The organism is Coriobacteriaceae bacterium (assembly GCA_025992855.1).
GTDB lineage: Bacteria > Actinomycetota > Coriobacteriia > Coriobacteriales > Coriobacteriaceae > Collinsella.
On record DAJPGB010000001.1, the window covers coordinates 1,495,116 to 1,508,379 of the forward strand.

Sequence of the window (13,264 nt, forward strand, 5' to 3'; positions counted from 1 at the left end):
CGTTACGTTTGAACTGTTTCGATGTGAAACCGAGGAGATTCCCTCTATGAGTGCTGACTACCCGTCAATGACTACGGCCGAGATTCGCTCCAAGTTCCTCAACTTCTTTGAGGAGCGCGGTCTTAAGCTCTATCCTTCTTCGTCCCTCGTCCCTGACGATCCTTCGCTGCTGCTTGCCAACGCCGGCATGAACCAGTTTAAGGAGTACTACCAGGGCAAGAAGACCATGAAGGAGATCGGCGCTATCTCCTGCCAGAAGTGCGTCCGCACCAACGACATCGATTGCATCGGCGAGGACGGCCGTCACCTGTCCTTCTTTGAGATGCTCGGCGACTTCTCCTTTGGCGGCGTCTCCAAGCAGCAGGCTTGCGCCTGGGCCTTTGAGCTCATCACCAAGGAGTTCAAGCTGCCGCTCGACCGCCTGTACTTCACCGTCTTTACCGAGGACGACGAGACCCACGACGTGTGGCGTTCTTTGGGTGTTGCTGAGGACCACATCTCCCGCCTGGGCGAGGACGACAACTTCTGGGCCGCTGGCCCCACTGGCCCCTGCGGCCCGTGCTCCGAGATTTACTTTGACATGGGCGAGGAGGTCGGCTGCGGCAGCCCCGACTGCAAGCCTGGCTGCGACTGCGACCGCTTCCTGGAGTTCTGGAACCTCGTCTTTACCCAGTACGACCGCCAGGAGGACGGCTCCATGCCGGAGCTGCCGCACCGTAACCTCGATACGGGCATGGGCCTTGAGCGCATGGCCGCCATCATGCAGCACAAGACCGCTAACTACGACGGCGATCTGATGCAGCACCTCATCAAGCTCGGTGAGGAGATCAGCGGCAAGACCTATGACGCCGACGATTACTCCGGCGCCAGCCGCTCCCTGCGCATCATCGCCGACCACTCCCGTGCCGTCGACTTTATGATCTCGGACGGCATCCTGCCCGGTAACGAGGGCCGCGAGTACGTCCTGCGCCGCCTGCTCCGCCGCGCCGTGTTCCACGGCCGCCTGCTGGGCATCGAGGGCGCCTTCCTGACCAAGTTCATCGACGAGGTTAACGCTCAGATGGGCGAGGCCTATCCCGAGCTGCTCAAGAACGTCGCGCTCGTTAAGGGTATTGTCGCCTCCGAGGAGGAGCGCTTCTCCACGACGCTCGACAACGGCCGCGTCTACCTGGATGAGGCCCTGGCAGCGCTTGCCGAGGGTGCTGTGCTTCCGGGCGATGTTGCCTTTAAGCTGCACGACACCTTTGGTTTCCCCATCGACCTGACCGTCGAGATCGCGGGCACCGCTGGCCACGATGTCGACATGGACGGCTTTACCGCCTGCATGGAGGACCAGAAGGCCCGCGCTCGTGCCAACGTCAAGGGCGATGCCTGGGGCAGCTTCAACGACGTGTGGGTCGAGCTTTCCGACAAGGTCGCCGCGACCGAATTCGACGGCTATGACAACGATGCGATCGAGGGTGCCAAGGTTGTCGCCATCGTTCGCAACGGCGAGTCCGTCGAGTCCGCTGCCGCCGGCGAGAACGTCGAGGTCGTGCTCGACCGCACCCCGTTCTACGCCGAGATGGGCGGCCAGCAGGGTGACGCCGGCGAGCTTTCCGCCGAGGGCGTTTCGCTGACCGTTTCCGATACCAAGAACCACAACGGCCTGTATGCTCACGTCGCCCACGTTGCCGAGGGCACGCTGACCGTCGGTGCTACCGTGACCGCCGCGCTCGACGCCGAGCGCCGTGGTTTCCTGCGCCGCAACCACACCGCCACCCACCTGCTCGACGCCGCCCTTAAGCAGGTCCTGGGCGAGCATGTCTCCCAGGCCGGTTCGCTGGTGACGCCCGAGCACCTGCGCTTTGACTTCACGCACTTCGAGGCCCTGTCCTCCGAGCAGCTCAAGGCTGTCGAGGACCTGGTCAACCAGCAGATCTTCGCTTCCAAGCCGGTTGTGACCCGTGTCATGGGCATCGACGAGGCTAAGGCTACCGGCGCTGTCGCTCTGTTTGGAGAGAAGTACGGCGATGTTGTCCGCGTCGTCTCCGTGGGCGCCGAGGACCAGCCGTTCTCCCGCGAGCTCTGTGGTGGCACTCATGCCGCCAATACCGCCGAGATTGGCCTGTTCAAGATCATTTCCGAGTCCTCCACGGGCTCCAATGTCCGCCGTATCGAGGCCGTGACCTCTAAGGGTGCCCTCGACTACATGGCCGACCGCCTGGCGCTCGTTGACGCCGCCGCCGCTGCGCTCAAGTGCCGCGTCGACGAGGTTCCCGCCCGCGTGGAGAACCTGCAGGCCGAGCTGCGCGAGACGTCCAACAAGCTCAAGAAGGCGCTCACTGGTGGCTCCTCCGATGCGATCTCCAGCGCCATCGAGGGTGCTGTCGAGCTGAATGGCTACAAGCTCGTTGTTGCTGAGCTCCAGGGCCTTGAGGCTGCCGACCTGCGCAACGTATGGGATACCGTGCACCAGAAGGTCGCCGGCCCTGTCGCTTGTGTCGTCGCCAGCGTGACTGAGAAGGGCACTCCGGCCCTGCTCGCTGCCGGCTCCGATGACGCCGTGAAGGCCGGGTTCCACGCCGGTAATGTGATCAAGCAGATCGCGGGTCTGGTCGACGGTCGCGGTGGTGGCCGTCCCAACATGGCCCAGGCCGGTGGCAAGAATGCTGCCGGCATCGCCGATGCCCTCGCGGCCGCCAAGACCGCGCTCGGCGCCTAAGAATCTAAGAAGTCACTGTGGTCGCGCTTGCGCTGGACATAGGGGAGACCAGGATTGGCATCGCCGTCTCGAGCCGTGATGGCAAGATGGCGATGCCCGTCAAGGTGCTCCCGGCCGCCGAGGTCACCGGTATGGCCAAGACGTTCCGCTACCTGGTCGAAGACTATGAGCCCGACATCCTGGTAAGCGGACGTCCCCTGACCATGGCCGGTGAGCCCGGCCCCCAAGCCGAGCGCGTTGCCGCCGTGGCGCAAAAGATTGCCGACGAGCTCGATCTTCCGCTGGAGTTTGAGGACGAGCGTCTGTCCTCGCAAGAGGCCAAGCATATCCTGCGCGAGCAGGGCCTCAACGAAAAGCAGATGAGGGGCAAGATCGACATGATTGCCGCCAGCCTTTTTTTGCAGACGTGGCTCGATCGTAAAAACGAGGAGGTTTCGCATGCCTAGTGCTTCCGATCCGCGCCAGCCGAATCGTACACGTCAGCCGGCGTCGCGCCCTGCCCAGCCTGGCCAGCGTCCGGCACAGCCGACGCAGCGCGCAGCTCAGCCTGCCGCGCGCCCGGTGCAGTCCTTCTCTCGTTCGGCCCAACCTGTTCAACGGACGGGTCAGCAGCCTTCTGCTCGTTCGGTTCAGCATCCGGCTTCTCACGCGGCTCAGCAGCCCACTGCTCGTACGGCCCAGCCTGCAGGCGGTACCCGCTTTAAGCAGCAGGCACCTACCCAGCGAACGCAGGCCCCCCAATCGCATTCTCATCACGCCCGCGGTTCGCATGGCGTTGCTCCGGCGACCCGCTCGAGCTACAACACGCATACTCGTCGCGGTGCTCAAAAGAAGAGCTCTCCGGTTCCCATGATCATCGGCGTTGTGGTGGCGGTGCTTGCGCTTGTCGCGATCGTTTTCTTTGTCGTGCCGGCCGTCAAGGGCTTCTTTGCCGGTGAGGATACGAAGGTCACGGCTGGTCAGCAGGTTACGGTAACCATTCCCGACGGTGCTTCGGGCGATACGATCGCCTCGATTCTCTCCGAGAACCATATCGTCGAGAATCCCAAGGATTACTATGCGGCGGTGAAAAAGCTCAACGCCGATATGTCGCTCAAGCCTGGTACCTATTTGTTCACCACACTCATGGACGCGACCAAGGTTGTTCAGCAGCTCATGGAAGGTCCCAACGCGGGCTCCAATGCGCTGACTATCCCTGAGGGCCTGACGGTCGATCAAGTCGCCGACCGTGTGGCCCAGGCCTACGATGGCATCTCTAAGGAAGACTTCCTCAACCAGGCTAAGGCCTCCAACTACGTGGATGACTATAGCTTCCTTAAGGGCGCCGCTAACGACTCGCTTGAGGGTTTCTTGTTCCCCAAGACTTATTCGTTGGGCGATTCGCCGACGGTCGATGACGTGATTCGCGCTATGCTCGATCAGTTTAAGACCGAGTACAAGTCGCTTGACTTTGCGAGCTGCGAAGCCAAGATCAAGGAGCGCTATGGTGTGGAGATGTCCGACTACGACATCGTCAACTTGGCCTCTATCGTTGAGCGCGAGGGCCTCAACGCCGATCAACGTGCGCACGTGGCCTCGGTCTTCTACAACCGCCTTGCCGGCAAGCTCGACGGTCTGCGCTATCTCAACAGCGATGCGACCATGATGTATGTCACCGGTGGCGAGGTTACCGCCGACGACCTGCAGAGCGATAGCCCGTATAACACCTATAAGCATGAGGGCCTGCCGCCCACGCCCATCTGCTCTCCGTCGCTCGAGGCGCTCAAGGCCACCCTTGAGCCGACCGACTCCGATGACCTGTATTTCTACATTACGCAGGACGAGGAGTACTTCTCGCAAACCTACGAAGAGCATCAACAGTCTTGGAATTAGCATGAGGATTTTTAGCCCCAAACGTTACGTTGCCTCGGTCGATCGCATCGACCTTAATACCCTGTGGGCCGACGGCAAGCGCGCCATTCTGCTCGATCGCGATAACACCTTGGTGCCGCGCGACACCGAGCAGGTTCCCGCCGCGGTTTCCGCTTGGCTCGACGCCGCCCGCGCCAAAGGCTTTAAGCTGTGCATGGTGTCCAACAACTGGCATCGCGACCAGGTCATGAGCTCTGCACGTGAGCTGGGACTCGAGGCCATCAGCCACGCCATGAAGCCGGCGCCGTTTGCCCTCAAGGCGGGTCTTAAGCGCCTCGGCGCCACGGCCGAAGAGGCGGTGCTGATCGGTGATCAGCTCTACACTGACGTGTGGAGCGGTAATTTCGCCGGCGTCGATACCATCCTGGTAAAGCCGCAGGCGACGCAGGACCTGTGGTATACGCAGATCTTCCGTATCTTTGAGCGCCGGGCCCTGCGCGACCTTCCCTGCGAGGAATAGGTCTCGCTATGTCCCAGCACACCAAACACGGCTGCGACCATATCTTCTTTATCGGCTTTTTGGGCGCGGGCAAGTCGACGCTCGCGCGCAACGTCGGCACCATGTTCAAGAGGCGTTTTATCGATACCGACCGCCTGGTCGTGCGCCGTTGCGGCAAGTCGGTAACCGAGATTTTTGAGACCGAGGGCGAGGATCGTTTTCGCGAGCTCGAGACCTCGGCGCTCCGTTCGCTCCAAAGTGAGCGCAGCCTGTTGGTTTCGTGCGGGGGCGGTATCGTCGAGACGCCGGTGAATATTGAGCTGATGCACGAAATGGGTACGTGCGTGTACCTCGAGGGCGACTTCGAGGATTCGATTCGCCAGATTCGTCGGTCCGACACGCGCCCCGATTTCCGTTCGCCCGAGCATGCCGCGCGCCTGTTTGAGCATCGTCGTCCGCTGTATCGCCAGGCCGCCGATATTACCCTTGATATTCGCAACAAGTCCTTCGAGGACGTTTCCTACCTTTGTGCCGAGATGCTTTTGGAGCGTGGACTGCTATGATTCGCCGTCAACTGATCAATTTCCAAAACCGCAGTGTCGATGTCCGCGTCGGATTGGGCGCGTTCGATGAGCTGCCGCGCATGTTTGCCTCGGCCGTGGGCAAGCCTAAGCGCGCGATGGTGGTTTGGAACGACGCCACATCCGAGCGTTTTGGTGAGGTCGTCGAGCATGCGCTGGTCGACGCCGGTTTTGCCGTGTCGCTGCTCGTCCTCGAGGTTTCGCCTGCTGGTGCCACGCTGGCCGACGCCGATGCTATCTTTGGCGCCCTGTCTGCCAACCGCATCACCTGCGACGATCTCGTTGTCGCTGTCGGCGACACGGCGACCTGCTCGGTCGTTTGCTGGTGTGCCAACCAGTGGTGCGGTCGCACCGAGTGCGCCTTGCTTCCGACGACCTTCGACGCCATGCTCACGGTCGCGACGACCATGAAGCCGCTCGTCGCCTCGTTGGCCAATGCGCTTCCCGCTATCGCGTTCCGTCCCGAACCGGGCTTGGTTGTGTGTGATCTCTACCTTGTTCGCGAGGCGGAACCCGAGGACCTCAAGTTCGGCTATGCGGTACTTGTTGGCACCATGCTTTCGAGCAGCAAGTCCCGCTGGAATCAGTTTACTGAGACCGTCCCCGAGATTCTCGCGGGCGAGGAGGTCGCACTCGTCAATGCCGTTCAATGGTCTCAGACTGCCCGCAAGGACGTGCTGACGGCCACGAACCCGAGCGCTCGCCATGCGCTCGATTTTGGCAAGACGGGGGAGCGCACCCTGCGCGCTTGCTTGGGCGATGCCGCTTCGCAGGTCCCTGCCTACCAGCTGTTGTCCGAGGGCATGCGCTTTGAGGCGCGCCTAGCACACGATGCCTGCGACTTCGATATCGACTATGTGTTTGATCTCGATGACTGCCTGGAGGACTTTGGCATCGAGGAGCTTGCCTTCGACTTGGAGCCTGCCGCATATATCGAGGAGTTCCGCAGACAGCAGTTTGTCCGCTCGAACCGCAGCATGCTGCCGCTGCCCGCGGCGCTCGGCGCCATTCGCCTAACGAGCGTCGAGGACGAGGTTCTTGAGCGCCATGCTCACGCCTACTTGGCTTCTCGTAAAGAACTTCTCTAAGATTTATTGACTTCCATCGTCTTTCGTATCATGTTGAGGGGCGGGTTTTCAATCGGTTGCGGATCGCATGCGATTCCGTCGTTCGGTTGAGACCCGTCCCGTCTATATTGAGACAACAAGAAAGGAATCTGCATGTCTGAGTTTGCTGCCGGTCCTGCCGGTCGTATCGAGCGTGTCCGTGCCCTGATGGTTGAGCGCGGCTACGACGCTATCGTCGTGCGCGATGAGGCCAACCTTCGTTGGCTTACGGGCGTGAAGGGCGTCTTTGACTACACCTTCGAGTTCCCGCACGCTGCGTTTATTACGGCCGACCAGTGCCTGTTCCACACCGACTCGCGCTACCTCAACAGCTTTGAGGAGAACACGCCCGCCGGCAGCCCCTGGGTTTACGACATGGATGAGGGCACCATCCCCGGTTGGGTCGCCGGCAAGATCGCGGCCAACAAGTGCCGCGTCTGCGCTGTCGAGGACGACATGCAGATCAACTTCTACCAGGGCATTCAGCGTGGTCTGGAGGACCGCTCCGTCGCCTGCATGTTGCCACTGATGCACGACGACATCCGTAAGATGCGCGCCATCAAGGATGCCGAGGAGATTGAGCTCATGCGCCATGCACAGTCGATCACTGACGCCGCCTTCCAGCACATGCTCGGCTTTATTAAGCCCGGTATGACCGAGAAGCAGGTTCGCAACGAGCTCGAGAACTTTATGTTCGCCAACGGCGCTGACAGCCTTGCCTTTGGCTCCATCGTAGCGAGCGGTCCCAACACCGCCAACCCGCATGCCGTGCCGAGCGACCGTGTGATCGAGAAGGGCGACTTTGTCCTCATGGATTACGGCGCGGGCTACTGCGATTATCGTTCCGATATGACGCGCACCGTCGTGATGGGCGAGCCCACGCAGGAGCAGCTCGACCTGTATGCGCTCGTGCGCCGCACGCATGAGGAGTGCGTCGCTGCCATCCATCCGGGCGTTGAGGGCAACGACATTTTCAAGCTTTCCAAGAAGATCATCGGCGATGCCGGCTATGGCGATTACTACAACCATGGTCTGGGCCACGGCGTGGGCATCGACATCCACGAGCTGCCCAACTTCAACCGCAGCAAGAACACCATCGAGATCGGCTCGGTTGTCACCATGGAGCCCGGCGTCTACCTGCCCGGCGTGGGCGGCGTGCGCCTTGAGGACTACGGCGTGGTCACCGAGAACGGCTACGAGCCCTTCACCAAGACCCCGCACGACCTGCACGTTATCGACTGCTAGTCTACTTCGGTAGACAGTTTGGGGCGGGGCGTTCGGATCGATTCGGACGCCCCGCGTTCTCTTTTTATGCGCTCGCCGCAGGCGCCGTCTGCAAGTGTATAATTTCTGTCGTATGTAATTTGGACGCTTGTGCGTTCTGCCCATAACAAGAAAGGTCGCTATGCCTACCATTTCTACCGCCGACTTCAAGAACGGCCTCGGTCTCCGCATCAAGGACAAGGTCTACACCATCGTTGAGTTCCAGCATGTCAAGCCGGGCAAGGGCGGCGCGTTTGTGCGCTACAAGACCCGCGACATCAAGAGCGGCCGCGTCGTCGAGAACACCTGCAACGCCGGCACCAAGTTCGAGAGCGTCATGCTTACCACCCGTGAGTTCCAGTATCTCTACAACGATGGCACCGACTACATCTTCATGGACAACGAGTCCTATGAGCAGGTTCCCGTTCCCGAGGACATGGTGGGCGAGAACTCCAAGTGGCTGCGCGAGAACGACGTTTGCCAGCTGCTCTTCGCCGACGATGAGCTCATGGGCGTGACCCCGCCGATGTTCATCGAGACCACCATTGTCCAAACCGACCCGGGCTTTAAGGGCGACACCGTCCAGGGTTCCACCAAGCCGGCCACGATCGACACCGGCGCTGTCATCCAGGTCCCCATGTACCTCAACGAGGGCGAGGTCATCAAGGTTGACACCCGCGACGGCAAGTTCGTCTCCCGCGTCTAGCAACCAAATCTTCTAGGAGGATTCATGCCCCAGGAAATCAAAATTGACGGCATCGGCATTTCGCCCGATGTTCTGACCGCCATCGTCTCGCGCGCCGTGTCCGATGTCGAGGGCATCGCCTCCGTTGGCGTCAAGGACCTTGCCACCAACCTTGTCTCCATGATGCTCTCGTCCAAGGCCCCGGCTTCCGAGCCGGCGGTCGAGGCCGAGGTCGTCGGCGACAAGCTCGCACTCACCGTGCGTGTCGTGGTGTTCTTTGGCTATCCGTTCAAGAAACTCGCCGAGGCCGTTCGCGCTGCCGTGGTCGCCGCCATCGATGCCCAGGTTGGCGTTGAGGTCGAGCGCGTTGACGTTTGCATCGACGGCCTCGTTTTCCCCAAGGAGTAACCTTTGAGCCTTAAGGTTTATCGCGGGCGTACGCTTGCCCGCAGTCAGGCGCTGCAGCTGCTGTTCCAGGCCGAGGCCACGGACAGCCCGCTCGAGCGCGTCCTCGAGGGTGATTTCCTGATCTCGAAGGGTCCCCTCGATCCCTATGCTCTGGAGCTGTGCCGAGGTGCCTACGAGCATATCGACCGCATCGACTGTGCTCTGCGCTCCGTTGCCAAGAACTGGGATCTTATGCGCATGCCCGGCGCCGACCGCAACCTGCTGCGTATCGCCGTTTACGAGATGCGTTTCCTCACCGACGAGGAGGTCTCGGACGCCATCGTGATCAACGAGGCCGTTGAGCTTGCCAAGGCCTATGGCACCGACCAGTCCGCGTCGTTCGTCAACGGCGTGCTGGGTAAGATCGCTCGCAGCGAGGAGCTGCCGGGCGAGGACCTATACCAGGAGCTGCTGGCCGAGGATCGCGCTCGCGAGGAGGCACAGGCTGCCGAGGCTGCCGCAAAGGTTGCGGTTGCTCAGGCCGAGGCCGGCGTTCTCGACGAGGACGCTGAGGTCGCCGAGGCCGAGACCGGTACCGTCGAGGAGTAGCCATGCCAGAGGGTTCCGTCCGCAACTTCGACGAGATTTCGGACCGCTTGGACCAGATCATAGCTACCGTTCGCTCTAAGGATACGTCCTTGGAGCGTTCGCTCGATCTGTTTGACGAGGCGATTGAGCTGGGCTCCCGTGCGGTCGACATGGTCGACAAGTTTGAGCTGACGCCGCGTGAGGCCGACAAGCTCGAGCAGGAATACGATGAGGATGCGGCAAACGAATCCCAGGATAGCTAGGCCGCATCTCCGGATACGAATGGTTGATGGCATTCATGAAACGCGTGCGTCTTGATGACGAACTGATTTCACAGGGCATCTGCGCCGATCGCGCGGATGCCCTTCGCACTCTTATGGCTGGCTTGGTCTCGAGTGGCGGCGAGCGCTTGACTTCGCCGGGCCTTAAGGTGACCCCGGGCCTGCCGTTGCACGTGAAGGGGCGCATTCCCTATGTTGGCCGCGGCGGTCTTAAGCTCGAAGGCGCGCTTGATACGTTTGGTATCAATCCGACGGGCCTTGCCTGTCTGGATGTGGGCTGCTCTACCGGCGGCTTTACCGATTGCCTGCTCAAGCGCGGAGCTGCGACCGTTGTCTCGGTGGACGTTGGTCGCGCCCAGTTCGATTGGTCGTTACGTCAGGACGATCGCGTGACGCTGCATGAGCGCACAAACGTGACGCAGCTGCCTGAGCTTGGCTATGCCGGCGCCATCGACCTGGCTGTGTGTGATGTCTCGTTTACCAGCATCGCGAACATTATCGATGCGGTGCTGGCGTGCCTGGCGCCTACGGGTGCATTCTGCACGCTTGTAAAGCCGCAGTTTGAGGCTCCGGCGGCGCTGGTGGGTGAGGGCGGCATTGTGACCGATCCCGCCGTGCGCCGCGATACACTCGTTGCGGCAGTTGAACTCTTTGCTGCCAAGGGGCTGTTCCCGGTCGATGTGTGCGTGTCGCCCATTCATGGTGCCAAGGGAAACGTTGAGTTTTTCCTGTACGGCACGAGATTTGACCCCGGCGACCGCACGCAAGACGAGCTGCAATTCCAGGTATCGGTTTTGAGCGAGAAAGCTGCAACGCTATGAAGGTCTTTCTGGTTCCCAATTACTACAAGCAAGAGGCGGTTGAGAGCGGCCTGATGCTCGAGCTTTGGCTGACGCGCCAGGGCTATGAGGTCGCATGGGCTGCCGACCAGCGATCGAAGATTCAAAGCACGCCTGATATTGACGGCTCCGATCTGGTCATTACGCTCGGCGGCGACGGTACGTTGCTGCGCGCTGCCCGCATCCTCAACCATCGCGAGATTCCTATCCTCGGTCTTTCCTATGGTCACCTGGGCTTTTTAACTGCTGCGAGCCCCGAGGAGCGCGACATTCTGCAGGTCGTGAGCGACGCCCTTTCCGGCGAGCTGCACGTGAGCCGTCGCGCCACCATCGCCGCGGATATCGTGTCCGTGCGCGACGATGGCACGAAGGATGTCGTGCGCACGTTCGCCCTCAACGACATGGCGCTCACGCGCGGCCCCCTGTCCGATATGGTTGAGTTCGACATCACGGTGTCGGGCCACCATATCGATCGACTGCGTGGCGACGGCGTGGTCGTGTCCACGGCGACTGGTTCTACGGGGTACGCGCTCAGTGCAGGTGGCCCCATTGTGAGCCCCGACTATACGGGTATGGTCTGCGTACCCATTGCGCCGCACACCATTCAGGCCCGTGCCTTCTTGACTTCGCCGAGTGATGTCGTCGAAATCTTTATGTCCGATGATCGCCCGAGCGTTCCGGCGATCGCTATCGATGGACAGTTTATTACCTGCGACGGCACGGTCGAGAGCGTGGCCGTGCGCCGAGGCCCCGGCGATGTGCTGCTGCTCGACTACGGCCCCGAGAGTTTTTACAACTCGGTGAGCCGCGTATTCTACGGAGTGCGTCATGATCGATGAGCTGCAGGTTTCCAACATTGCACTCATTCGCGAGGCGACGTTGGTTCCGAGCGCGGGCCTAACGGTTCTGACTGGAGAAACCGGCGCCGGTAAGACCGCGCTGCTCTCGGCCCTCAAGCTTATTTTGGGCGAGCGTGCGGATTCTTCGACGGTGCGCGAGGGCGAGGCGCTTGCTAGCGTTGAGGCGCGGCTGTTCGACGGTCCACACGACACGGAGGGTTTCACGGTCCAGCGTAGCCTTTCTGCCGAGGGCCGCAGCCGCGTGAAGATTGACGGCCGCATCGCCAGCGTGCGCGAGCTTTCGGAGCGCGTTGGCGTGATGATGGATCTGTGCGGCCAGCACGAGCACCAGCGCTTGCTCGATCCGGCGCATCACGTTGCGATGGTCGATGCGTGGGCGGGACGTTCTGCGCTCGAGGCGCTCGAGCACTACCGTGCTTGCTTTAAAGCCTCGCGCGCGGCTGCCAAGGAGGTTCGTCGCGTCGAGGAGGCCTCGCGTGCGCAGGGGAGTCGTGTCGAGGAGGCGCGCTTCGCCCTGGAGCGCATTGCCGAGGTCGACCCCAGGCCGGGCGAGTATGAGGAACTCGAGGAACTGCTGCCGCGCTCCGAACATGCCGAGGTACTGGTTGCCACTGCTAGCGATGCCCATGCATCGCTTGTCGCCGAAGGGGGAGCGCTCGATGCCGTGAACAACGCCGTGGCAGAGCTTTCCCGTATGGCTACCGTCGATCGCAAACTGGGCGACATTGCCGATGCGCTTTCGGATGCCTGTATCTCCCTTGAGGATTGCGCGAACGAGCTTCGTGCCTATCGCGATGGGGTCGCCTTCGACCCGCGCGAGCTCGCCCGCATGCGTGAGCGGTATTCCGACCTCAAGGGGCTGTTGCGTCAGTGGGGCCCCACCATGGACGATGTTTTTGCCATGCGCGATCGCTCGCAAGAGCTGCTGTCCCTGGTCGATGATGGCGATGAACAGATCAAAAAGGCGCGTGAGGCACTCGGGAGCGCCGAGCGCGAGTTGTTTGCCGCTGCCAAGGCACTTAAGCGCGCTCGCAATACGGCGGCCCCGCGCTTCTGCCACGAGGTTGGCCGCCAGATGGCGCGCTTGGAGATGGGTAGTGCCGAGCTCGTCTGGGAGTCGCGCGATCTTCCCCGTGCTGAGTGGACGCCCGTTGGTCCTTCGAGCTACGAGCTGCTATACCGCAGCGGTGCCGGTTTGACGCCGCGCCCCCTGCGTCGAATTGCGTCGGGCGGCGAGCTCAGCCGCGTCATGCTGGCAAGCAAGGTTGTCCTCGGTAACGCGGACGGTGTCGATACGCTGGTGTTTGACGAGGTCGATGCTGGTGTCGGTGGCTCCACGGCGCGTGCGCTCGCGGGCGTGCTGGCAAATCTCGCCGCTACGCATCAGGTGATTGTCGTAACCCACTTGGCGCAGGTCGCCGTCATGGCTGACAAGCATTATGTTGTCAGCAAGGAACCGGGCGATGTTCCCCAGACGCATTTGGACGAGGTAACCGGCGAAGCGCGTACCGCCGAGATCGCCCGCATGTTGAGCGGCGATCAATCGGAGGCAAGCTTGGCCCACGCAAAGCAGATGCTCAAAGAAGCTCGAGGTTAGGTCGTATCAGCGGTGTTGATGGG

The 13,264-nt window shown here is 61.5% G+C and carries 14 protein-coding genes; all 14 read left to right on the forward strand.

What is annotated here, in order from left to right; genetic code table 11:
- Positions 1 to 46: 46 nt before the first annotated feature.
- The 14 genes from alaS to OIL88_06355 all read left to right on the forward strand — a co-directional run bounded on the left by alaS (position 47) and on the right by OIL88_06355 (position 13,241).
- Positions 47 to 2,704, forward strand: a complete 2,658-nt coding sequence (gene alaS, locus OIL88_06290; GenBank protein ID HJI71973.1) for an alanine--tRNA ligase — start codon at positions 47 to 49, stop codon at positions 2,702 to 2,704.
- 17 nt (positions 2,705 to 2,721) lie between these two features.
- The gene (gene ruvX, locus OIL88_06295; GenBank protein HJI71974.1) at positions 2,722 to 3,150 is read left to right on the forward strand and encodes a Holliday junction resolvase RuvX; all 429 of its coding nucleotides are present in this window, start codon (positions 2,722 to 2,724) and stop codon (positions 3,148 to 3,150) included.
- Positions 3,143 to 4,576: an endolytic transglycosylase MltG gene (gene mltG / locus OIL88_06300; protein HJI71975.1), complete on the forward strand. Its 1,434-nt coding sequence runs from the start codon at positions 3,143 to 3,145 to the stop codon at positions 4,574 to 4,576. Before ruvX ends, mltG begins: the two co-directional genes overlap by 8 nt.
- Before the next feature lies 1 nt (position 4,577).
- On the forward strand, positions 4,578 to 5,075 hold the full coding sequence (locus OIL88_06305) for a YqeG family HAD IIIA-type phosphatase (GenBank protein ID HJI71976.1): 498 nt from the start codon (positions 4,578 to 4,580) through the stop codon (positions 5,073 to 5,075).
- Positions 5,076 to 5,083: 8 nt separating this feature from the next.
- Positions 5,084 to 5,617, forward strand: coding sequence for a shikimate kinase (locus OIL88_06310; GenBank protein ID HJI71977.1), 534 nt, complete (start codon positions 5,084 to 5,086; stop codon positions 5,615 to 5,617).
- Positions 5,614 to 6,723: a hypothetical protein gene (locus OIL88_06315; protein HJI71978.1), complete on the forward strand. Its 1,110-nt coding sequence runs from the start codon at positions 5,614 to 5,616 to the stop codon at positions 6,721 to 6,723. The genes OIL88_06310 and OIL88_06315 overlap by 4 nt, the downstream gene beginning before the upstream one ends.
- 132 nt (positions 6,724 to 6,855) lie before the next feature.
- Complete coding sequence (locus tag OIL88_06320; GenBank protein HJI71979.1) at positions 6,856 to 7,986, forward strand: Xaa-Pro peptidase family protein; 1,131 nt, start codon at positions 6,856 to 6,858, stop codon at positions 7,984 to 7,986.
- 160 nt (positions 7,987 to 8,146) lie between these two features.
- Entirely contained in the window at positions 8,147 to 8,710 is a 564-nt protein-coding gene (efp, locus tag OIL88_06325) for an elongation factor P (GenBank protein ID HJI71980.1), read from the forward strand.
- Positions 8,711 to 8,734: 24 nt separating this feature from the next.
- Complete coding sequence (locus OIL88_06330) at positions 8,735 to 9,097, forward strand: Asp23/Gls24 family envelope stress response protein (GenBank protein HJI71981.1); 363 nt, start codon at positions 8,735 to 8,737, stop codon at positions 9,095 to 9,097.
- A 3-nt stretch (positions 9,098 to 9,100) separates the two neighbouring features.
- Positions 9,101 to 9,685 carry a transcription antitermination factor NusB gene (nusB, locus tag OIL88_06335; protein HJI71982.1) on the forward strand — a complete coding sequence of 195 codons (585 nt, stop codon included), beginning with the start codon at positions 9,101 to 9,103 and terminating at the stop codon, positions 9,683 to 9,685.
- 2 nt (positions 9,686 to 9,687) lie between these two features.
- Positions 9,688 to 9,927 (forward strand): exodeoxyribonuclease VII small subunit, encoded by a 240-nt coding sequence (locus OIL88_06340; protein ID HJI71983.1) that lies wholly within the window; start codon positions 9,688 to 9,690, stop codon positions 9,925 to 9,927.
- A gap of 35 nt (positions 9,928 to 9,962) precedes the next feature.
- Positions 9,963 to 10,766, forward strand: a complete 804-nt coding sequence (locus OIL88_06345; GenBank protein ID HJI71984.1) for a TlyA family RNA methyltransferase — start codon at positions 9,963 to 9,965, stop codon at positions 10,764 to 10,766.
- Complete coding sequence (locus OIL88_06350; protein ID HJI71985.1) at positions 10,763 to 11,623, forward strand: NAD(+)/NADH kinase; 861 nt, start codon at positions 10,763 to 10,765, stop codon at positions 11,621 to 11,623. The genes OIL88_06345 and OIL88_06350 overlap by 4 nt, the downstream gene beginning before the upstream one ends.
- Positions 11,613 to 13,241 (forward strand): DNA repair protein RecN, encoded by a 1,629-nt coding sequence (locus OIL88_06355; protein ID HJI71986.1) that lies wholly within the window; start codon positions 11,613 to 11,615, stop codon positions 13,239 to 13,241. Before OIL88_06350 ends, OIL88_06355 begins: the two co-directional genes overlap by 11 nt.
- Positions 13,242 to 13,264: the final 23 nt, after the last annotated feature.